Origin of the sequence: Kitasatospora sp. NPDC057595, assembly GCF_042800875.1 — a bacterium.
GTDB lineage: Bacteria > Actinomycetota > Actinomycetes > Streptomycetales > Streptomycetaceae > Kitasatospora.
Window position 1 is genome coordinate 174,831 of record NZ_JBHVGL010000012.1, and the last position, 21,040, is coordinate 195,870.

At 74.1% G+C, this 21,040-nt stretch carries 15 protein-coding genes; 3 read left to right on the forward strand and 12 right to left on the reverse strand.

The features are described from left to right. Positions 1-21: 21 nt before the first annotated feature. Positions 22-417, reverse strand: coding sequence for a hydroxyphenylacetyl-CoA thioesterase PaaI (gene paaI, locus ACFU9E_RS19815; protein ID WP_380682821.1), 396 nt, complete (start codon positions 415-417; stop codon positions 22-24). Positions 418-626: 209 nt separating this feature from the next. Next, positions 627-2,078: a WGR domain-containing protein gene (locus ACFU9E_RS19820; RefSeq protein WP_380682819.1), complete on the reverse strand. Its 1,452-nt coding sequence runs from the start codon at positions 2,076-2,078 to the stop codon at positions 627-629. Between the two features lie 235 nt (positions 2,079-2,313). Here ACFU9E_RS19820 and ACFU9E_RS19825 point away from each other — a divergent pair, with 235 nt between their 5' ends. After that, a complete protein-coding gene (locus tag ACFU9E_RS19825; RefSeq protein WP_380682818.1) occupies positions 2,314-5,247 on the forward strand; it encodes a hypothetical protein in 2,934 nt (977 codons plus the stop codon). A gap of 12 nt (positions 5,248-5,259) precedes the next feature. Here the strand turns inward: ACFU9E_RS19825 and ACFU9E_RS19830 are convergent, their stop codons facing one another. The 7 genes from ACFU9E_RS19830 to ACFU9E_RS19860 form a co-directional block, all read right to left on the reverse strand. Continuing rightward, a complete protein-coding gene (locus tag ACFU9E_RS19830; protein ID WP_380682817.1) occupies positions 5,260-6,360 on the reverse strand; it encodes a styrene monooxygenase/indole monooxygenase family protein in 1,101 nt (366 codons plus the stop codon). A 280-nt stretch (positions 6,361-6,640) separates the two neighbouring features. Beyond that, positions 6,641-7,669, reverse strand: coding sequence for a LacI family DNA-binding transcriptional regulator (locus tag ACFU9E_RS19835; RefSeq protein ID WP_380682816.1), 1,029 nt, complete (start codon positions 7,667-7,669; stop codon positions 6,641-6,643). 30 nt (positions 7,670-7,699) lie between these two features. Continuing rightward, positions 7,700-9,541: a glycoside hydrolase family 36 protein gene (locus ACFU9E_RS19840; RefSeq protein ID WP_380682815.1), complete on the reverse strand. Its 1,842-nt coding sequence runs from the start codon at positions 9,539-9,541 to the stop codon at positions 7,700-7,702. An 8-nt stretch (positions 9,542-9,549) separates the two neighbouring features. Further along, positions 9,550-10,440, reverse strand: a complete 891-nt coding sequence (locus tag ACFU9E_RS19845; RefSeq protein ID WP_380682814.1) for a carbohydrate ABC transporter permease — start codon at positions 10,438-10,440, stop codon at positions 9,550-9,552. Beyond that, the gene (locus ACFU9E_RS19850; protein ID WP_380682820.1) at positions 10,437-11,339 is read right to left on the reverse strand and encodes a carbohydrate ABC transporter permease; all 903 of its coding nucleotides are present in this window, start codon (positions 11,337-11,339) and stop codon (positions 10,437-10,439) included. The genes ACFU9E_RS19845 and ACFU9E_RS19850 overlap by 4 nt, the downstream gene beginning before the upstream one ends. A 17-nt stretch (positions 11,340-11,356) precedes the next feature. Continuing rightward, positions 11,357-12,700 carry an ABC transporter substrate-binding protein gene (locus ACFU9E_RS19855; protein ID WP_380682813.1) on the reverse strand — a complete coding sequence of 448 codons (1,344 nt, stop codon included), beginning with the start codon at positions 12,698-12,700 and terminating at the stop codon, positions 11,357-11,359. Between the two features lie 59 nt (positions 12,701-12,759). Continuing rightward, positions 12,760-13,896: an aminotransferase class V-fold PLP-dependent enzyme gene (locus ACFU9E_RS19860; protein ID WP_380682812.1), complete on the reverse strand. Its 1,137-nt coding sequence runs from the start codon at positions 13,894-13,896 to the stop codon at positions 12,760-12,762. Between the two features lie 362 nt (positions 13,897-14,258). Between ACFU9E_RS19860 and ACFU9E_RS19865 the strand changes: the two genes are divergently transcribed. After that, the gene (locus ACFU9E_RS19865; RefSeq protein WP_380682811.1) at positions 14,259-16,637 is read left to right on the forward strand and encodes a collagenase; all 2,379 of its coding nucleotides are present in this window, start codon (positions 14,259-14,261) and stop codon (positions 16,635-16,637) included. A 105-nt stretch (positions 16,638-16,742) separates the two neighbouring features. Here ACFU9E_RS19865 and ACFU9E_RS19870 read toward each other — a convergent pair whose 3' ends face one another. After that, entirely contained in the window at positions 16,743-17,702 is a 960-nt protein-coding gene (locus ACFU9E_RS19870) for a Gfo/Idh/MocA family protein (protein WP_380682810.1), read from the reverse strand. Positions 17,703-17,758: 56 nt separating this feature from the next. Beyond that, on the reverse strand, positions 17,759-18,067 hold the full coding sequence (locus ACFU9E_RS19875) for a hypothetical protein (protein WP_380682809.1): 309 nt from the start codon (positions 18,065-18,067) through the stop codon (positions 17,759-17,761). Positions 18,068-19,171: 1,104 nt separating this feature from the next. On the opposite strand from ACFU9E_RS19875, the gene ACFU9E_RS19880 reads away from it, so the two are divergent. Beyond that, positions 19,172-20,257 carry a hypothetical protein gene (locus ACFU9E_RS19880; protein ID WP_380715209.1) on the forward strand — a complete coding sequence of 362 codons (1,086 nt, stop codon included), beginning with the start codon at positions 19,172-19,174 and terminating at the stop codon, positions 20,255-20,257. Here the strand turns inward: ACFU9E_RS19880 and ACFU9E_RS19885 are convergent. Next, complete coding sequence (locus tag ACFU9E_RS19885; RefSeq protein WP_380683508.1) at positions 20,226-21,032, reverse strand: N-acetyltransferase; 807 nt, start codon at positions 21,030-21,032, stop codon at positions 20,226-20,228. The genes ACFU9E_RS19880 and ACFU9E_RS19885 overlap by 32 nt on opposite strands. Positions 21,033-21,040: the final 8 nt, after the last annotated feature.

The following is a 21,040-nucleotide window of genomic DNA, read 5'->3' on the forward strand; positions in this document are numbered from 1 at the left end:
GGCCCTCGACGTGGCCGCTGTTCAGCCCTTGTGCGGCGTTCCGGCCAGCATCACGCTCTGGCCGCGGAACTCCGCGATCACCTTTCCTGCCGCGTTGCGCACCGTCACGTCGTAGACGCCGGTGCGCCCGGAGCGGGTGCGCTCCACCGCCTCGGCGGTCAGTTCGTCCCCCACCGCCGCCGGTGCCAGGAACGTCACCTGCGCGGCCTGGGCGACCGTCACCGGGCCGTAGCTGTTGCAGGCGTAGGAAAAGGCCGCGTCGGCGAGCAGAAAGAGAAAACCGCCGTGTGCGATGCCGTGGCCGTTCACCATCGCCGGGCCGATCGTCATCCGCATCACCGCGCGCCCGGTGGACACCGCGTCGAGCGCGATGCCGAGCCCCTGGCAGGTCCGGTCCCGCTGGTAGAGGGCGGCCATCCGGGACTGCGGCACGGACGCCTCCGCCGATGCCCCGGAATCGGTGACGGCCTCGGTTTCCACGCTCATGACGCCCTGCTTTCCCCGGGAACTGCCCGAAACGGTCGGTGTCGGTGTGCCGTGCGTGCGTATTGCACCCGCATTACACCGAGGCCCGCGACGGGCTGTCAACGGCCTCAGGACGAGGACGGAACGTCGGGTGGGGGAATTCAGAGCAGCCGCTTGATGTCACCCCGGGCCCGGTAGAACGAGCCGCTGCCGGACTCCAGCACCTCCGCCACCAGGTACCGCGCGCCCGCCACCCGGATGTCCTTCGGGAACTGCACCCGGCGCAGCGGGTCGAAGCCCGGCGACACCACCCGCACCCGCAGCCGGGCGCCGTCCTGCACGCACTCGACCTCGATGCCGCCCGTCGCCGCCGCCGACCCGACCGTCACCGACTCGATCGCGGCGCCGGCCACCGCCGCCGTCCAACCGCTGCCGTCCACCTCGGCGGCCTGCGGCAGCCGGCCCTCCTCGGCCGCGCGCACCGCCTCCTCGCTCGCGTCCAGGCAGACCAGCGAACCGTCCGTGGTCACCAGGTAGAGCCGGCCGTCGCGGTACTGCATGCTGTACGCCGAGCCGCAGCCGGTGCCGAGCTTCCACAGCCGGGTGCCGTCGGCCGCGAAGCAGTACACCGAGGAGTGGTTGTCGCCCGCGAACACGTAGCGGCCGTCGGGCGAGGCCGCGCAGGAGAACACCGCGGCGTCGCAGCGGTAGCGGGCCGCCTCGGAGCCGTCCGCCTTGCGCAGCCGGTGCACCGAGCCGCGCGAGGTGCCGGCGAACACCTCGTCGCGCTCCTGCCAGCCGAACAGCACCGCGCCGTCGGTCCCGGTGTGCCACACCGGCGCGCCGCCGCGCGAGGCGTAGCGGGCCACGCCGCGCGAGTGGCCGTGGTAGACGCCGTCGGCGTCGCAGCGCACCATCCAGCCCTCGCTGCCCTCGGCCTTGCGACGCCACTGGAACTCGTCCTCGTGGTCGACGGTGGTGATCCCGCCGCGCGCGTCGGCCACGCCGAGCACGCCGTCGTGGATGTCCAGCCAGTAGATGTCGACGTCCTCGGCTATCTCGTACGCCACCCGCGGCACCTTGCCGCCCAGGTCGTACACCTTGCCGTCGTCGCAGCCGGCGTAGATCCACCAGTCGTCGGCGACGATGCACTTGACGCCGTCCGGCAGGCCGTAGCGGCCGGTCACCTCGCCGTCGTGGGTGAGGGTGTAGACGTCGCCGCGCTCGTTGCCGACCCAGGCGTGCTCCTCGCCGACGAAGATGCCGAACGCCGCCGCGCCGGAGCGGAACCGCCACAGCACTGGCGCCTGGCGGGCCGTCGAGCGGGTGCTGACGATCGCCCGGCGCGTCACCGCCCGCCGCTGCCGCACCCCGCGCACCGCCGGGGCGTAGCCCTTGCGGACCTTCTCGCCGATCTTCTTGGCGGCGGCCGACGCGGCCTTCTCCGGGGAGGGGTAGCTGGTGGTCTTGGTCTGGCCGCTCTCGCCGATCCGCCCGTAGGTGATGGTGACGGCCGCCCCGCTGACCAGGACCTCGTAGAACTTGTGCGCGCTGCCGCTGTCCTCGGACAGCTCCAGGTAGGTCGACTGGGCGTCGGTGGCGGTGGCTGACATGGCGTGGGCCCCTTCCGGGCACGGCGTGGTGTGGGCCGCCGGGTGTCTCGGTGCCCGGCGACACCTCAGAACCTAGCCGCCGGTACCGACAACGGCGCCGCCGGGCCCTGCGGGCGCGGAGTCTGCCCGAACGGACCTTCCGCCCCGCGCACCTCTCTGACAGCATCGTCCGCTATCCGGTCACCCGGCACCGGGGAACACGGGTACCGCTCACGGGGCAGGGGGGAGTCGGCGGATGCGGGACCTGGCGGCACCCTCCGCGCCCGTCGCGCACGCCGGCCACCGGCCCGCGCGGTGGGTTCGCACCCGGCTGCGGGCCGCACCCTGGACGGCACTGCTCAACGCCGTGCTGGTGTTCGCGGTCGTACTGCTCGCCACCGGCCTGCCCCGGGGCGTCGACCGCGGCGAGGACGCCGCGCTGCGCGACTTCCTGCGCGACCGCGGCATCGGCGCGACCAGCCTGGTCACCACCGCCGGGCTCCGCCAGGGCGACGACTCCGCCGAACTGGACGCCGTCGCCGAGCGGCTGACCGCCCACACCGGCGGGGAGTTCCGTGTCTCGGCGGGCGGACCGGTCTACGGCGTGCAGGGCAGACAGGCACGGACCCTCACCGACCCGCAGCTGTCCCGGCCCGACGGCCCGTCCCCCAAGCTGGCCCTGCGCCACCTCGCCGGCCTCGCCGAGCACACCGCCCTCGCCGAGGGCCGGTGGCCCTCGCCCGTCCCCACCGACCGGCCGCTCCAGATCGTGGTGTCGCGGACGACTGCCGAGAAGCTCAACATCCGGGTCGGCGACGTGCTGACGGCCGAACCCCTCCCGCTCGTCCCGCCCTCCCCCGGGACGGAGGTGGTAGGCACCTTCGACGTCCACGACGAGGCCGACCCGTACTGGACGGACCTCGCCTGTCTGACCAGGCCCTGCCTCAGGATCCCCGACACCTTCGAGCGGCTGCGGCTGTGGGAGGCCACCGGCCTGACCAGCGGCGACGACCTTCCCGGCCTCCAGCGGTGGACGGACGGCGGACAGCTCTCCTGGCGGCTGCCGGTCGACACCGACGCGCTGCGCGCCGACCGGCTGGCACCGGCCGCGCGGGAGCTCGCGAGCTATCTGACCGGCCCCACCGCCGTCCGGCTCACCGCCGGGACCGGCCGCTCCGACCTGCACACCTTCTCCTCCCTGCCCGAGCTGTTCGACCTGGCCACCGCCCGCCGGGACGCCGCCGCGCCCCTCGCGGCGATCGGCCCGGCCGGGCTGGCCGGCGTCATCGTGGTGGTGCTGTGCTTGGCCGCCGCGCTGGCCGCCGACCGGCGCGGCCCCGAACTCCTGCTGCTCCAGGCCCGCGGCGGCTCCCGCCGGGGCGTGCTGCGGCGGCTGCTCGGCGAGGGCACGGCCTTCGTACTGCCCGGGGCGGCGGCCGGAACGCTGCTCGCCCTCCTGCTGCTGCCCGCCCCGCGCTGGGGCAGCGCCGTGCTCGCCGGGACGGCGGCCACCGCCTTCGCGCTGCTCGCCTTCCCGGCCCGCGCGTTGATGCTGCTCCGGCCGCGCACCCGGGGCCGACAGGGCGCGCGCGGCGGCGGCGCGCGCCGGGTGGTCGGCGAGTTCGCCGTGCTCGCCGTCACCGCCGCCGCCGTGGTCGAGGTCCGCCGCCGGGGCGCCGCCCCGCCCGGCACCGGGATCGACCCGCTGCTCGTCGCCTCCCCGCTGCTGGTCGCGCTCTGCACCGGCCTGCTGCTCGCCCGGTTCCAGCCGCCCCTGCTCGGCGCGCTCGCCCGGGCGGTCGGCCGCCGGCGCGGCGCGGTCGGCTTCCTCGCGCTCGCCGGGGCGGCGCGCGGCTCCGGTGGCCCGGGCGGATCGGGTGGCTCGGGCGGCTCGGGGGGCCCGGGCGGATCGGGTGGCTCGGGCGGATCGGGTGGCTCGGGTGGCCGCCCCCGCCCGTCCGTCCTGCCGGTGCTCGCGCTGCTGCTCGCCGTCACCACCGCCGGGTTCGGCGCGAACCTGCTCGACGCCGTCGACGCCGGCCGCACCCGCGAGTCCCGCCTCGCCACCGGTGGTGACGTCATGGTGAGCGCGCCCAAGGGCTTCGGCCTGGCGGCCTCCTTCACCGAGGCGGCCGGCCGGCTGCCCGGCGTCCGCGCCGCCACCGCCGTCACCCTGCTCACCGACGCCGCCGTGCTGCGCCCCGGACAGCGCCACCTCACCATCAGCCTGGTCGTGGTCGACCCGCCGGCCTACGCCGAGATCTCCCGCTCCCTCGGCCGCGGCGCCTTCGACCCGGCCCGGCTCGCCGCCCCCGACGGCCCCGTCCGGCCGGCCGGGCGCGACGTCCCCGTCCCCGCCCTCTACTCCCGCGGCCTGGTCGAGCAACTCGGCGGCCGGGTCGAGGCCGAACGGATCTACCTCACCAGCACCGGCGAACTGCGCGCCCAGTACGCGGGCACCGTCGACGCCACACCCGCGCTGCGCGACTCCACCCACCCCTTCATCGTCCTGCCCATCGGCCCCGCCACCGCCCGGGCACCCGAACTGGCCGACCACGGCCACTGGTTCGCCGTCGGCGACCCCGACGAGGCGGCCGTCCGACGGCTGCTGCACGACCAGCCGGTCCACCCCCTGCTCGCCGACACCGCCAGGCTGAGCGGCGTCCCCTATGTCGGCCCGCACCCCGACGACATCCCTGACGGGTACCTGCTGAAGACCGCCTCCGGCCTTACCGCCGCGCTCGCTGACGACCCGCTGCAGCGGGCCGCCGCCCGGGTCTTCCTGGCCACCACCGTCGGCGCCGGCGCCTTCGCCCTGCTGGCCGCCCTGCTCACCCTGCTACGGGCCGCCCCCGGCCGCGCCGCCGCCCTGGCCCGGCTGCGCACCATGGGACTGCGCCCGCGCCAGGGCCTGGCCCTCATCCTGGTCGAGGCCCTGCCGCAGACCCTGCTCGCGGCGGCCGGCGGCGTCCTCGCCTCGCTCGCCGCCACCGCCCTGCTCGGCCCCGCCCTCGACCTGTCCGCGCTGCTCGGCACCCCCGTCCCGCCGGGCCTGCCGCTCCGCCCCGCCGCCGTGCTGCCCCCGGCCCTCGCCCTCACCGCCCTGGTCGCGGCCGGCGTGCTCGCCGAGGCCGTGCTGACCGGCCGCCGCCAGGTGACCACCGACCTGCGGGTGGGCGACGCGCCCTGAACACCCGGGAGTTCAGGCACCGACCGAGGCCAGATAGGCACCGACCAGCTCGGGCGTGGCGAGCCAGGCGGCGTGGTCGGCGGGCTCGGCGTAGGTGTTGGCGAGCCGCCGGGCCACCGCCTCGTGCTCGCCGGCGGCGGCGAACACCGCCTGGAGGTGGTCGGGCATCGTCAGCAGCGCCGCCGTCAGCGCCACCCCGTGCCGGGCGTGCCGCTCCCAGAACTCCTCGAAGACCTCGGCCATCCACGCCGCGGTGAACGGCCCGTCCCCGCGCTCGACGATCGCCCGCAGATACGCGTCCGCCGCCCGCGCCGCGCTGTTGGCGCCCTGCCCGGTGATGGGGTCGTTCACCACCACCGCGTCCCCGATCCCCCACACGGCCACCCCGTCCCCCAGCTCCGCCACCGGCCGCCGCACCACCGGGGTAAGCGCCCCGTACAGCGAACCGCCGGGGTCGGTGGGCTCGGCGGCGCGCCACAGCTCCGCCTCCCAGGGCAGGTACTTCCCCATCAACTCCCGCATCCTGCGCAGCTGTTCGACGCCGTCCGGCCGGTCGCCGAAACAGTCGAACGGACTGCCCGGCAGCGCCTCCCACAGCAGGATGTCGCACGGCCCGGACAGCGTCAGCGCCGGCTGCAGGTACAACTCCCCCACCCCGGGCACCGCGTGCATCCGCGCCCGCGGCCCGGCCGCCGGATCCGGCGCCCCCACCCCGTGCGCGTACAGCGCCGCCAGCCGCCGCTGCGGCGCGTCGAACGGCGAACGGGAGTCGTCCCGTTCGAAGATCCCGGCCAGCTCACCGCGCCCCGCCGCGACCACCGTCAGATCGTGCGCCGCCGCCACCTCCCGCAGCCCGGCGAGGTCCAGCTCCCGGTACTCCACCCGCCCGCCGCGCTCCTCCACCAGCTCCAGCCAGCGCGCCAGCTTCACCCGCTGGTCCACCGACTGCGCCGGCTCGTCCAGCGTCATGGTGAACTCCAGTGCCCGAAGCCCGGGTTCGGGCACCAGCACGGCATCCACCGACCGCACCCCGGGCGCCTCCCCCTCCCACAGATCCAGCCCCGCCGCCCGCTCCACCCGCAACGCCGGCCCGAACATCGCCTGCGTCGACATCACCCGCCCACCCCGCACCTGAGCCGGCGTCCGCGCCGCCACCACCGTCACCTCGTACCCGCCCGCCCCCAGCAACCCCAACCCCACCTGCAACCCCGCCTGCCCCGCCCCCACCACCGCGATCCGACGCACAGCGCAACCTCCGTACCGACGAGCCAGTGACCTGACGAAACGTCAGTTCTACCGCCTGGAAGCACGACAGGCCAGCACCACCCCGGCCCGGCGGGGCGGCCGTTGCCCGGAGGAGCTGGGGCGGGTCCCACGCCCACTCACCCCCGGCTCAGTGGGGCGGCCAGTCCTCCGAGGAGCTGGGGCGGGTGATGAGCTCGGCGGGGAGTTCGAGGCCGGTGGTGGGGGCGGGTTCGCCGCGGACCTGGGTGAGGAGGCGGGTGACCAGGGCGGCGGCGATGGGGCGCAGGGGGAGGCGCAGGGAGGTCAGGGGTGGGCGGAGGTGGCGAGCGAGGGGGGTGTCGTGGAAGCCGGTGACGGCGAGGTCACGGCCGATGTGCAGGCCCTCGGTGCGGGCGGCCTCGTAGATGTCGAGGGCGGCGAGGTCGTTGTCGGCGGCGAGGGCGGTGGGGCGGTCGGGGTCGCGCAGCAGGGTGCGCAGCTCGCCGTCGGCGGGCGGGGGGACGAGGGTCAGCCCGAGGCGAACGGCCTCGCGGTGGAAGCCCTCGCGCCGGGCGGCCAGCCAGGGCAGCGGGCCCGTCCCGCCGACGTAGCCGACCCGGCGGTGGCCGCGTTCGGCGAGGTGGCGGGCGACCTCGGCGGTGGCGGCGGCGTTGTCGATGTCGACCCAGTGCTGCGGCAGACCCGGCCCGGTGCGGCCGAAGGCGGCGAAGGGGATGCCGAGGCGGGCGGCGTGCGCGGCGCGGGCGTCGTCGGGCAGGACGTCGGCGAGGACCAGCCCGTCGACCTGCCGGGCCGCCGTCACGGCGTCGATCACCGCCCTCGCGTGCTGCTCCCCCGCCGCCGGGCGCAGGAGCAGCACGTGGTGGCCCTCGGCGCCGGCGGCGTCGACCAGGGCTTCGAGGAAGCCGGCCATCAGCGGGTTGGGGTCGTGCGGGTCGTCGACCGGGGCGAGGTAGCCGATGGTGCGGCGCTCGCCGGTGCGCAGCGAGCGGGCGGACTGGTCGGGCCGGTAGCCGAGCCGATCGATGGCCGCGGTGACCCGGGCCAGGGTGGCGGGGTGGACGCGCTGCGGGGCGTTGAGCGTGTTGGAGACGGTCTGCCGGGACACCCCGGCCGCGCGCGCGACGTCCGCCACGGTGGTGGCGCGGCGGGCCGGGCGCGGTGCCGGGGTGGTCATCGGCTCTCCTCGGACGGAGGGGGCTGGGCCTCAGACCCGGCGGAGGGTCAGCAGGCCGCCCCGGGGGACGTGGACGGTGGCCCCGCCGTCGAGGTCGACGGTCGAGGTGCCGACGGTCCGGCCGCGGGCGTCCTGGACGGTGGCCTCCGCGGTGCCGCGGCCACCGGCCAGGCGGACGTCCGGGTCGGCGTCGGCATTGGCGACCAGCAGGTTACGCCACGTGCCGCCGGCCTCGACCGGCAGCGCCGTGTAGCGGCCGACGATCACCTCGCCGTCTCCGACGGCCGTCACCATCGGGTAGCCGAGGTCGGGCCGGGCCGGGCGCAGCGCGCCGAGCTGCAGGGTGTCGACGTGGGCGCGGGCGACGCCCAGCCAGAAGGCGAGCGCCTCCCGCTGCCCGGCGTTCTGCGCGGCGAGGTCGACGGAGATCTGCGGGACGCCGAACAGGACGTTGATCAGGTGGCAGGCGACCTGCTCGGCCGTCTCGGCGGGGTGCCACATCAGCATGTCGGAGTGGACCGCGAGCGGCCCGGCGACCAGCCGGGTGTCGACGATGCGCTGGCGGTTCTCGTGCGGGCTGAGCGGGCAGTCGGTGGCCCGGACCATGGTGGCGTAGGGCCACAGGCCGGGGCTGACGTAGGGCTGGCGGTGTTCGATCATCGCCTCGGGGCGGGCGGCGTCGACCCGGCGGCGGATCTCCCCGAGCAGCAGGCGCACGCCCTCGTCGACGGTGGCGCAGTCGGCCTCGGGGCCGGGGGCGGGCGGGTCCTGGACGCCGAACCAGTCGACGAAGTCGACCTTCAGCCCGTCCATGCCCCACTCCTCGGCGGCGCGGGCGAGCCGGTCGGCGAGGTGGGCGCGGACCTGCGGGTAGCGGGGGTCGACGACGACGGCGCCGAGGTGGCCGACGTCGGCGAGCGCGTACTGGGAGAGGGTGTCCCAGGCGGCGCTGTCCTTGCCGATGAAGGGGAGCGCGTACCAGAGGAGGTAGCGCACGCCGAGGTCGTGGACGCGGGCGACGTGGGCGGCGGTGTCGGGCAGCGAATGGGGTTCCCAGTCACCGCAGTGGGCGTAGCCGCGGGTGCGGTCGGTGGTCATCCAGCCGTCGTCGACGATGATCGTGTCGAGGCCGAGGTCCTTGCCGAGGGCGGCCTGGCGCTCGACCGCCTCGGGGGTGATGTTCTGGTGCAGCGCGTACCAGGTGGAGTAGGCGGGGCGGCGGGCGGCGTCGGGGACGTGCGCCGGACGGTCGGCGCCTGCGGCCCACCAGTCGGCGAGGTCGGCGAGGCTGTGGGCGAAGTGCCGGCCGGAGGCGTCGATGCGGACGGTGAGGCGGTCGGCGGCCTGGACCCAGAAGCGGAACTCCCCGGTCTCCTCGACGACCCCGGCGCTCGCCCGGGCGTCCTCGCGGTCGGCGGCGAAGGCGCAGAGCGTGGTGTCGCCCACGCCGACCAGGGCGGCGACGGGGGCGCCGCGGGAGAGGGTGGTGCGGCGCGGGGCGCTCCAGGCGGCGGGCAGCCAGCCGGTGCCGCGCGGTTCGGGGGTCCAGAAGGAGGTGGCGCCGGTGCAGGGGGTGCGCCACTCGATCCGGACCTCGCCGCCGCTCTCCCGCTCCTCGGCGGTGACCTCGGCGGTGACCTCGATGACGTCCTCGGCGATGGTGCGCACGCTCGCGGCGCCGGTGACCAGCAGTTCCAGCCGGCCGGCGGCGAGGCCGGGCACGGCGAGCGGACGCGGGCGGCCGGTGGTGGCGGTGGCGTGCGGCTCCCAGATCTCCGCGGCTTCGGCGGCTTCGGCGGCCTCGGTGGTTGCGGTGGTTTCCGCGGCCTCGGCGGCTTCGACGGCCTCGGTGCCCTCGGCGGGTTCCGTCATGGTTCGGTTCAGCCTTTCGTGGCGCCGGCCAGCAGGCCGGAGATGAACTGCCGCTGGAGGACCAGGAAGAGGACCATCATCGGCAGGGTGGACAGCGCGGTTCCGGCGAGGATCGGGCCGTAGTCGGTGTTGGTCTTCATGCCCTGGAGGGTGGCGAGCGCGACCGGCATGGTGTGCATCTCGGGGCTGCGCAGGGCGATCAGCGGCCAGACGAAGTTGTTCCACGAGCCGAGGAACAGGAAGATCCCGAGCGCGGCGAGCACCGGCCGCATGACCGGCACCACGACACCGAACAGCACCCGCAGTTCGCCGGCGCCGTCGACCCGGGCGGCGTCGAGGAGTTCGTCGGGCATGCTGGAGAGCGCCTGGCGCATCAGGAAGATGGCGAACGGCACGCACAGGCCGGGCAGGATCAGGGCCTGGTAGCTGTCGAGCAGGCCGAAGGACATCATCATCTTGAACAGCGGGACGAGCATCACCTGGTCCGGCACGACCAGCGTCGACAGCAGAACGGCGAACAGCACCGTGCGGCCGCGGAACCGGAACTTGGCGAAGGCGTAGCCGGCGAGCAGCGCCACCACGAGCGCGCCCACCGTCTGGATCCCGGACACCAGCAGGGAGTTGAGCACGACCCGGCCGAGGCCGACCCGGTCCTGGAGGTGGCGGAGGTTCTCGCCGAGGTGGGAGCCGGGCAGCAGGTGCGGCGGCCAGGAGAAGATCTCGTTGTCGGTGAGGGTGGCGGAGACCACCAGCCAGTAGAACGGGGCGATGGACAGGCCGGTGACGGCGGCGAGCACCAGGGTCACCGGCCAGCCGCGCAGCCGGCGTCGTCCCACCCGGGCGGACGAGGCCTCCGGGACGGCGGGGACAGCAGGGGTGACGGGCGTGACGGGCGTCATTCGCGTTCTCCCATCAGGCGCATCTGCACCGCGCCGAGCACCGAGACGATCAGGGTGAGCGCGTAGGCGATGGCGGAGGCGTAGCCGAAGTCGAAGTAGCGGAAGCCGTTGTCGTAGAGGTACATCGACACGGTGAGGGTCGCGTTGTCGGGGCCGCCGCGGGTGAGGACGTACGGCTCGTCGAACAGTTGCAGGGTGCCGATGCTGGAGAGCACGACGGTGAACAGCACCACCGGCCGCAGCGCGGGCAGGGTGACCGAGAAGAAGCGGCGCACCGGTCCGGCGCCGTCGACCATCGCGGCCTCGTACAGCTCGCGCGGGATGCCCTGCAGCCCGGCCAGGTAGATGACGGCGTTGTAGCCGGTGTAGTGCCAGGTCAGCACGAGGACGACGGCCATCTGGGCCCAGAAGCCGTTGCCGAACCAGTCGACGCCGGACAGGCCGATCGCTTCGAGCGCCTTGTTGACGGCGCCGTTCTCCTTGTTGAGCAGGAAGGAGAACAGGATGCCGGTGGCGACCAGGCCGGTGACGGTGGGCATGAAGATGCCGAGCCGCCACACCACGCGCCAGCGGACCAGGGCGGCGTTGAGGCCGACCGCCATCAGCAGGGCGAGCCCGAGCATCACCGGGACCTGTACGACAAGGATCCGGGCGGTGTTGCCCAGTGCCGTCCAGAACAGCGGATCGTCCAGCAGACGGCGGTAGTTGGCGAGTCCGGCGCCTTGGGTGGCGCTGCCGGAGCCGGTGGTCAGCGACAGCAGTAGCGAGGAGACGATGGGGTAGGCCTTGAAGGTCCCGAAGAGCACCAGCGCCGGCGCGAGCAGCAGGTAGGGCACGGCCCGGCGGCGCAGCCGGGCGCGCCGGACCTGCTTGCTCGGCGCGGCCGGTCGGGCGGCCACCGAGGGGGCGGCGGCGGTCACTTGATCTTGCGCCCGGTCTGCTGGGCGAGCTGCTTGGCGGCCTCCTGGAGCGCGTCGGCCGGGTCGGCGCCCTTGGTCAGCACCTTGGCCTGGGCGTCGCTGACCAGCTTGAGCGCGCGGGCGAAGTCGCCGGAGTAGTTGGTGGCGTCGCCGCCCTCGGAGAGCAGCTCGGTGAAGGTCTTCAGGACCGGCTGGCCGCCGTAGTAGGCGCTCGGCTCGTTGTAGACCGGGTCCTGGTAGGCAGCGGTGAGCGCGGGGAAGACACTGCCGGCCTTGAACATCGCGTTGACGGCGTCGGGCCGGGTGAGCGCGTACTCGACGAACTTCCAGGCGGCGGTGCGGCGCGGGCTGGAGGCGGCGACGGCGAGGTGGGTGGAGTTGACCAGGGCGGTGCGCTTGCCGCCGGGGGTGACGGCCGGCGGCCGGGTGAGCCGCCAGTTGCCGCTGAGCTCGGGGAACTTGGTCTCGATGAAGTGCGCCGCCCAGGAGGGCTGCGGGCCGGCGCCGAGCTTGCTGTCCTTGATCTGGGCGCGCCAGGCGGTGGCGCCGGGCGTCTCGATCAGGAGGCCGACCTCGTCGAGGCGCTTGACCAGGGTGAGGGCGCGCACGCACTCGGGCGAGGTGAGGGTGATGTCGCCCTGGAGGTCGAAGAAGAAGGCGCCCTGCTGCTGCATCAGGGACTGCAGGAAGTCCGTGTCGGGGCCGGGGGTGCCGGTCTTGTTGATGCCGACCAGGCCCACGCCGGGGTTGGCCGCCTTGAACGCTCCGGCGGCGGCGACCACGTCGTCCCAGGTCGCGAAGGTGGTCGGGTCGAGCCCGGCCTTGTCGAACATGTCCTTGCGGTAGAAGAAGCCCTGGGCGTTGACCTCCCAGGGCAGGGCGCGGGCCCGCCCGGACTTGTCGGTGACGACCGGCCACAGGCCGGGGGTGAACTTGTCCTTGTGGGCGTCGGCGCCGAGGGCGGAGAGGTCGGCGAGGCCGTTGGGGAACTTCTCCAGGTAGCCGGGCAGGTAGTCGCAGCCGATGTGCAGGACGTCGGCGAGGCCCTGGCCGCCGGCGGCCAGGCCGACGGTGATCTTGTCCCAGATGGCCGGGTTGCCGACGTCCTGGACGTCGACCTTGATGCCGGGGTTGTCCTTCTCGAAGAGGGGGACCACACCGCGCAGGGCGTCGGCGGCGCTGGTCCAGGACCAGACGGTGATCGTGCCGGTGGCGGCGTCCCCGCCGGAGGAGCCGGTGCCGTTGGAGCCGCCGCAGGCGGAGAGGGCTCCGCCGGCGGACAGGGCCAGCAGGCCGGCGCCGGAGGCGCGCAGCAGTTCGCGACGGGTGAGGTGTGACATGGCAGGCCTTTCCGAGGGGGGTGAAGGGCGGGTGGAACAGGGTCTGGAAGGTGGTCCGCTCAGGCGGCGCGGACCTCCCGCCGGACGCGGTCGAGCGTCTCGGCGAGCGGCACGGCGATCAAGGCGTCGGTACTGGCGTGCGGCGACAGCCGGATCCAGCCGGAGCGCAGGGTGGTGGCCAGGCCGGCGGCGGCCAGCGCGGCGTGGACGGCGGCGGGGTCGACGCCGGGCAGCCGCACGCGGCCGATGCCGCTGCCGGGCTCCCCGGGCCTCCCCGGCCCGCCGTCGGTCTCGGCGCCGACCGCGCGGGCCGCGTCGAGCAGCCCGCCGAGCACCTCGGCGATCCGAGCCTCGATCCGGTCGGCGCCGGCGTCCCGCACCAGGGCGAGCGCCGCGCCCAGTGCGGCGACGGCGGGCCCGTCCGGGTTGGTGAGGGTGTGGGCGACGGCCCCGGGCCGGGGCGGGCACGGGTGGGCAGGCGCCTCGATCGGGTCCTGGACGCCGGACCAGCCGCCGAGGCCGGGCCCGAGCCGTCCGGCCACCCGGTCGCGCACCATCAGCACGGCCGCGCCCCAGCCGGCCCGCAGCCACTTCTGACCGCCGGCGGCGAGGACGTCGGCGGCGTCGGCGGCGAGTTCGACGGCGCCGAGCGCCTGGACGGCGTCCACCACCAGGACCCGGTCCGGGCCGATCAGCTCCTTCAGCCCGGCCAGCGGCGCCCGGAAGCCGGTGGCGGCGTCCACGGCGCAGACCGCGACGGCGCGCACCCGGTCGTCGAGATGGGCGCGGACGGTGTCCACGGTGAGCGGCCCGTCGATCTGACGAACCTTCAATCCCCGGTTCTCCTCGGCGCGCAGCCAGGGATAGAGGGCGCCGGGGAAGTCCGTCCGCGCCACCAGGACGGTGCCGTCCGCACCATCGGGCGACTGCGCGAAGGCGTGCGCGGCGGCGAAGAGCCCGTGCGAGGTGGAGCTCACGAAGGCGATCTCGTGCGGTGCGCAGCCGAGCAGCCCGCCCGCCGTCCGGGCGGCCTCCGCCGTCTGCGCGTCGAGCTCGTCGAGCGCGGACCAGCCGTGGCGGTGAAGCCGGTCGGCCTCGCGGACGAGCACCCGGCGGACCGGCTCCGACACCGGCCCGAACCGGGCAAAGTCCAGGTAACCGAACGGTTCGGCAAACTGCGTCAGGTAATCACGCATAGTGCGCTCCCCCACCTTTGGGGCGATTTGAACGTTCAAATCACACATAAACAAACAGAAGTAATCAACATCAAACGGAGCGGGAGCCAGCAAACGCTCTTGGTCGAGTCCCCGTCAAGACCCCTGCACCCACAACCGGCAGGTCGAGACCCTCTCGTTACCCGCCGCCATCCCCGGGCGGGCAACCCCTTGCGCAATGCAATTTGACATTACTATTTTACTCATCGACGGGTTGAGCGGACCCACGCAGAGCCCGTCGCGCTCACCCAACTCCCGTGCGACCCAGCGGCCCTGGTGCTCCCCCACGCCCTCGGCCCGAACCGCGACCGGCGTCGCGCACCCCCACTCCCACAGGAGAACTGGTGTCAGCCACCCCACGTCTGCGCACAGTCCTGCTCTCCGCGGCCCTCGCCGCCACCCTCGCGGCCCCGCTCGTCCAGAGCGCCCAGGCCGCCACGCCCGGCGGTGCGGCCCCGGCCGCCTCGGCGCCGGTCGCCTCCACGCCCTCCACCTTCGGCGAGACGGCCCCGGCCCCGGCCCACCACCCGGCCGGCCCGGCGGGCGAGGTCGCCCACGGGACCGCCTCCGCCGGTCTCCCCGGCCCCCAGGGCGCGCCGGAGAACGCGAACCGCCAGTCGACCGCGACCGCCGGGCAGCCGGTCGCCGACCCGGACGGCGCCACGGCCCCGACCGCCCCCGCCACCCTCACCGCCGCCGCCGGCTGTGACCTGGCCGCCTTCAGCGCGCTCTCCCCCACCGCCCTCGCCGACTTCCTGAGCGACCCGGCGCACGGCTACGACGAGTGCCTGTATCCCCTGCTCAGCAGCTGGCGGCCCGAACTCGCCAAGGTCCTCACCCAGGACCACGTGCGCACCGTCGCCGACCGGATCACCTCCCTCGCGCCGGACTTCGACAGCGCCAATACCCACAACCAGCGCGGGCTCTGGTACTTCCTGCACGTCGCCGTCTACTTCGACTTCAGTCACAAGGAGCTCGACTTCGGCGACGACACCACCAAGGCCGCGATCAAGAGCGCCACCGCCGCCTACCTCGCCAACCCGCACGTCTTCGAGCCGACCGAGCACGCCGGCAACGCCATGGGCGAGGTGTTCCAGGCCAACAGCGGCCCGGGGCTGCGCCCCGGCCTCCTCCCGCTCGGTGAGCGGGTGATGCGCCAGTACGCCACCGCCGACAGCCCGTACATCGGCAACCGCGGGTGGAACTGGGCCCTCCAGGCCGCGCTCACCATCAATTTCCAGGGCATCAACAACGTCGTCGAGGACAAAGGAAAGTTCCAGGAAGCCGTCGCCGACAGCCCCTCCTACCGGCAGGCGATCCGGGCGTTCGCCGGCTACGGCCACCTCAAGGGCACCGGCACCGAGTGGGCCGCCCGCGACGCGATGCTGGAGTTCGCCCGCCTCGGAAGCATCCCGGCAGTCCTGCCCGAGGTGAAGGCCGAAGCCGGCGCGGTCCTCACCGCCACCCGCGACAATTTCGGCCGGCTGAGCCCCGCGTGGGCCAACGCCGCCATCCCGGTCAACGACTTCGGCCTCTGCCAGGCGTACGACGCCTGCCGGGCCGACCTGATGCGGCAGTTCTTCCCGAACACCTACAGCTACGACAACGGCACGCTCGTCGTCCGCACCGCCCTCGACAAGGCCACCGCCGACCAGCTCTACTACGCCACCAAGCAGGTCAAGGCCCAGTTCTTCCGCACCATCGGCACCGATCAGCCGCTCGCCGACGACACCCACCCCACCCTCACGGTGCAGCTGTACGACACCAAGAGCAACTACCAGCTGCTGCAGAACCTGCTCTTCGGCGTCGGGGACGTCGAGAACGGCGGCATGTTCATCGAGGAGCACTCCACCTTCTACACCTACCAGCGCCTCGGCACCGAGTCCTACTTCAGCCTGGAGGAGCTCTTCCGGCACGAGTACACCCACTACCTCAACGCCCGCTGGGCCATCCCCGAGAGCGGCTACACCGAGCGCTGGCCGGCCGACACGACCTTCGCCATGAACGAGGGCACCGCCGAGTACTTCGCCGGCGCCACCGCCAAGGACGGCGTCAAGGCCCGCAAGTGGATGCTCACCGAGATCGGCTGGGAGAAGCGTGACGGAAAGCCGCGCATGACGGTCGATCAGATCCTGCACGCCACGCGGGACGTGGGCTTCCGCGTGTACCCGTACGCGGCCGTCTTCTTCAACCTGCTCGGCGAGAAGCACCCCGAGCAGCTGGCCGAGATGTACCGCCTGCTGCGCGCCGACGACCTCGACGGCTACAACGCCTGGCGCGACCGGCTCGGCCGGGACGCCGGACTCCAGCGCGAGTACGACGACTACCTGGACACCGAGATCCCGCGCGCCGGTGACCTCTACGTCCCGGCCACCGACTTCACCCCCAACGGCCGGCTCCGCTTCGCCTACGCCTACGAGGTGCAGGACGCCTTCGCCCGCGCCACCCAGAACACCCCGGTCTGCAAGGACAACGCCGACTGGAACAACACCGTGCGCTTCACCTGCACCGGCCGGATCACCACCACCCTGAACAACACCGTGGACGCCGGCCGGATCCGCGAGTCGATGGCCGACACCGTCGACTACTACCTGCTCACCCGCGCCGGCGAGGCCGCCAACAACCTCGCCGACATGAACTGCTGGTTCGGCAAGGTCGAGGTCTGGCCCACCGGCCAGGCCGGCAGCGCCGACTACACCTGCGAGGGCCCGCTCCGCCGCTGACCGTCCTCCCGCGGGAGGACCCGGACCAGGGACGGCCGGGTCCTCCCGCGGGGCGACACCTCGCAGATCCAGTCGCCGGACCGAGGAGCAGGAGCTCTCCCCCGGCTACCCGGCCGCGGGAGCCGCCTGGTGGATGCCGGCGATCGTCGCGGCGGCGTCGAAGCCGAGCACCCGGTCGGGGCGGCCGGAGAGCAGGCTGGCGTAGAGCGGGCGGTAGTGGGCCACCTTGCGCGGGGTACGGCCGTCGTTGCCGAAGGTGGCGATCAACTCGCCGCCACGGGCGGCGAATCCGGTCATGGCCGTGTGGTCGATCCAGACCTCCACCCCGGAGCGGCCGAACACCAGGCTGCTCTCCTTGCTGCTGGATCCGGTCAGCCAGCTGCTGCGCAGCCGCGCCGTGCCCACCGCGCCCCGCGAGCGGAACTCCACGGTGCACCAAGCGCTCGCGCCGCCGTCCGCCGGCTGGACGGAGGTGAGCGCGGTGAGGTCGTCGACGAAACGGGTGATCATGCTCAGCTGGTTCACCCCGGAGTCCGTCCAGCTGGACCCGTACGAGGCGAAGGCCGCGGGCAGCCGCTGGGCGTACGGGTCGTAGAACGCCGAGGTGATGCCCGTGACCGGCCCCCACTCGGGGTGCGCGGCGAGCAGCTCCGCCGCCCAGTCCACCTCCGGCGAGAAGGCGAAGTGGTGGGCGGTGAACAGCCGGCGCCGGACGTCGGCCCTCCCGTCCAGCTCCCGCAGCTCCGCGAGCGCGGCCGGGTCGTGGACAATGGGCTTCTCCACCAGCACCACGGCCGTGGAGCGCAGCAGCGCCTCGGTCACCAGCTCGGCGTGCGTCACCGTCGGCGTGGCGAGCACGATCAGGTCCGGCTCGTGCGCGCCGAGCGCCCGGGCGAGCCCGTCGTAGTGCGGCGGCGGCGCGGCACCCCGGAACCCGGCCGGCCCGACCGGCCGCGGGTCGACGGTGAACTCCAGCGTCACGTCGTCCCGTTCGGCCAGCACCGTGAGGTGGGTCTCGGCGATGATGCCGACCCCGACCAGCCCGACACGCACCGGATCCGCCATCCGCTCCGTCCTCCTCAGCCGTTCCGTCCCGCTGAGTGGACCCTATCCCGGCCGCGTCAGAAGCCGGCGAGCGCCTCCACCAGCTCGTGGAGCAGGGCGTCGTCGATGAGGGGCAGGAGGACACGGTTCTGGGCCTGCCAGACCAGCTTGTCGAGCTCCGCGCCACCGGAGCCCCGCGCACCGGGGCCGAGGCCGTGCCGGATCTGCCCCTCCCAGCTGTCGACCAGCCCCGCCGACCACGCCTCGCGCAGACCGCTCTCGGGCAGCGGCGCGTACGCCGCAGCGGGCGTGCCCCGCCCCTGGGCCGCCCGGATCGACGGCACCGCCCGTGGGCCGGCACTCGCGCAGGGCGGACGCCAGGTCACCGGTCCTGCCGTTCCAGGCCCTGGCCAGTTCCACCGCGAGTCCCAGGTCGGGCCCGGCCGCCTGCACCACGGTCTCACGGCGCAGGGCGTGCCGGATGAGCTTGGTCGGCGTCATGCGGCTGTGGGCGTGTCCGGAGCCCGGGTGCGGCATCGCGTCGGCCACCACGGTGGCCGTGTCGAGGTGGCTCCAGACCCCCCACCACCAGTGCGGCCGCGACACCGTCGCGTCGAGCAGCCCCACGGTGTCCGCCTCCAGGTCCTGCAGCCGGGAGGCCACCAGCAGCCGCGGTGTGGCCGTGCGCGACGGCGATGAAGGCGAGAAGTTGTTGCAGGGTGTCCGGTGGCTGATGCGCGAGCCACCGGCGGAGTTCAGGAGCTGACGACACGTCGCCCATCTTCACACGGTCGTGAACGCCCCCGCAGCGGAATCGACCAGTACAGCGGGCATCTACCGGCTTTCAAACATCGGAATTGACACGAGATCGTTCAGAGCTTGACAGCGGGTCGGCCGGGCGTCGGCGCAGGCCTTCGGCGCGCGGGCTCCGCGATGTGCCCAGGGGCCGCGGCGCCAGGGAAATATTGGTCTACTCCAATTCTGTCCGGAATACGTCCTCACAAGGGACGCCGGTGTGCCGTTCACTGTTGCACCCGAGCAGCCGGGTCCACTGGCCGCACGACTGGTCACTGTGGAGGCGGAATGCGAAGGGCCATGCGCTGTCTGATCGTTGGGGTCGCAACCGGGGTCGGTGCCGGGGTGCTGACGGCCGTGCACGTCGGTGGGCGGCTTCCGCTGCTGCCTGCCCTGTGTGTGGACGGGATCGTCGTGGTCGGGTGTCTGTCACTCGCCGCACTGCTCCTCCCGCGACGACGGCCCCCGATCGTCGCGACGGACGAGGGCGTGGGGCGGCCGCTGCTCTCCGACCTGCCCCACCCGACGGAGAACGAGCCCCGCGCCATGGCGCCCTGGAGAGGGCGCCACTGGCCCTGAGCACGGGGTTGGGAACCGGCCGAGATCACTGCGCGCCCTTTCGGCGGCGGGGCGGCTCCTGTCACGATGACACGAGACCCCAGAGACGAGGGAGAGCCAAGGTGTCGACGGTGCGCGTGAGTTCGGCGGTCATGACCCACCCGGTACGCCTGGTCCAGGCCCGCGAACTGGCCGAGCGGCTCGGGCTGGACGGCCTGGCGCTCGACCCGGAGCCGGACGGACCGCCCTCGGCCATGCGGACGGCCATGGTCGCCTGGGCGGCGGCGGACTCGGCGGCGAGCCACCACCTCGTCGTCCAGGACGACGTGTCCGCCCCGGAGAACCTGGTGGCGCTCGTGGGCCGCGCGGCCGCCCGGTTCCCCGACGAGGCCCTCGTGTACTACACCAACTGGCACGCGCGCAACGGCGGCGCCTCCCGGCTCGCCGCGCTCGCCGGCGCCGCCTGGGTGCGGGCCGTGCCCGACGAGTTCACGCCGTCGCTCGCGGTCTGTCTGCCGCTCGACACCGCGGACGACTTCCGCGAGTTCGCCGCCGGCAGCGACGAGCGCCACGACGACGAGCTCTTCTCCGTCTTCTTCCGCGCCCGCGGCCGGATGAGCCTGATCGCGGTGCCCAACGTCGTGGAGCACATCGGCACCAGCAGCATCAACGGCCATGCCACGCAGGGGATCCGGCTCGCCGTCTGCCCCACCGACGCCACCGACGCCGAGCCGCTGCTGGAGCGCGGCCGGGTCCTGGAGGAGCCGGGGTGGGTCCCGTACATGCGGTACGGCGAGGGCTACATCCGGCTCGTGGGCCAGGAGAACGGCCCGGACGGCGGGCGTGGCCACCACCGTTGGCTCGACGCGCTGCCGATGACCGGCCTCACCGAGCGCGCGGTGCGCGAGGCGGTGGCCGAGGGCATGCCGGCGGACCTGGCGTCGCAGGTGGCCGAGCGGTTCGGCCGGGCGTTCGCCGAGGAGCTGTGGATCCACTGCCTGCTGCTCGGCCGGCAGGCGGCCGAAGCCGCCCGCCGGCTGGGCGGCCCCGGCGAGGTACCGCCGGACGCCCTCGCCCGGCTGCGGGACGCGGCGGTGTCCACCGCCGGTCCCGCCGGCCTGCCGCCCGAGCGTCGGCCGGAGGCCGGGCCGGACGAGGTGCGGCTGATGTCCGCCTTCGCCTGGACCGCCGTCAGGGCCGGGGAGCAGTGGTCTCCGGCGTGACCTCCGGCGTGCCGTCGGACGCGGCCTCCGACGTGGCCGGGTGGGTGATCCACACCGCGGGCTCCCAGTACGCGCCGAGGTCCCGGGCACGGTCGATCCGCAGGGTGGCGAGGCCGCTCGGGAACACGTAGTCGCCGTCCTCCGGGTAGTCGATGCCGGTCCAGCGCTCCCATTCGGCCACCGTGCCGGTGATCCGCGAGGAACGCTCCGAGGCTCCGGCGATCGCGCCGCCGGCCTTCACCTGGGTGCGGATCCAGGGGTCGAACGGGGCGCCGTCCGCGCGCCGCCAGGTCGCGTACCGCTCGATCGGCACCAGCGGATAGCGGTCCTTCCAGGTGGGCCGCACCGGCACCAGCACCGTCGCCAGGCCGGCCCGCCGCGCCACCTGGCGCATCCCGTCGAGCAGCACGCTGGAGAGGCCCCTGCGCTGGTAGTCCTCCGCGACCTCGATGCCCAGCGCGACCAGGGCGCCGGCCGGCCGGTCCGCCTCGCGGTCCGCGAACGCCCGGGCGATGGAGTCGTCCAGTCCGGGGCCGAGGTCGGCGGCCGTGCCGTCCCAGGTCCGCGGCAGCGAGCGTCCGGCGCCCGCCACCACCTCGCGCTCGTCGTCGTACAGGACGAACTGGTAGTCGGCGAAGTCCTCGAACAGCCGGTCCCAGTAGCCGTCGTTGACGTCGCCGTGCAGGTTGTACTCGGGCACGATGCCGGCGAACCGCTCCGGCATCCGGTCCCACAGCTCGGGCTTCTCCGCGTGGGTCACCACGATCAGGGCCATCGGTCCGT

Bases quoted from the DNA above. Each gene is read 5' to 3' on its own strand.
- ACFU9E_RS19855 (WP_380682813.1), bottom strand. From the start codon at position 12,700: ATGTCACACCTCACCCGTCGCGAACTGCTGCGCGCCTCCGGCGCCGGC.
- paaI (WP_380682821.1), bottom strand. From the start codon at position 417: ATGGCCGCCCTCTACCAGCGGGACCGGACCTGCCAGGGGCTCGGCATC.
- ACFU9E_RS19870 (WP_380682810.1), bottom strand. From the start codon at position 17,702: ATGGCGGATCCGGTGCGTGTCGGGCTGGTCGGGGTCGGCATCATCGCC.
- ACFU9E_RS19830 (WP_380682817.1), bottom strand. From the start codon at position 6,360: ATGTCGACGCAGGCGATGTTCGGGCCGGCGTTGCGGGTGGAGCGGGCG.
- ACFU9E_RS19860 (WP_380682812.1), bottom strand. From the start codon at position 13,896: ATGCGTGATTACCTGACGCAGTTTGCCGAACCGTTCGGTTACCTGGAC.
- ACFU9E_RS19820 (WP_380682819.1), bottom strand. From the start codon at position 2,078: ATGTCAGCCACCGCCACCGACGCCCAGTCGACCTACCTGGAGCTGTCC.
- ACFU9E_RS19835 (WP_380682816.1), bottom strand. From the start codon at position 7,669: ATGACCACCCCGGCACCGCGCCCGGCCCGCCGCGCCACCACCGTGGCG.
- ACFU9E_RS19885 (WP_380683508.1), bottom strand. From the start codon at position 21,032: ATGGCCCTGATCGTGGTGACCCACGCGGAGAAGCCCGAGCTGTGGGAC.
- ACFU9E_RS19840 (WP_380682815.1), bottom strand. From the start codon at position 9,541: ATGACGGAACCCGCCGAGGGCACCGAGGCCGTCGAAGCCGCCGAGGCC.
- ACFU9E_RS19845 (WP_380682814.1), bottom strand. From the start codon at position 10,440: ATGACGCCCGTCACGCCCGTCACCCCTGCTGTCCCCGCCGTCCCGGAG.
- ACFU9E_RS19825 (WP_380682818.1), top strand. From the start codon at position 2,314: ATGCGGGACCTGGCGGCACCCTCCGCGCCCGTCGCGCACGCCGGCCAC.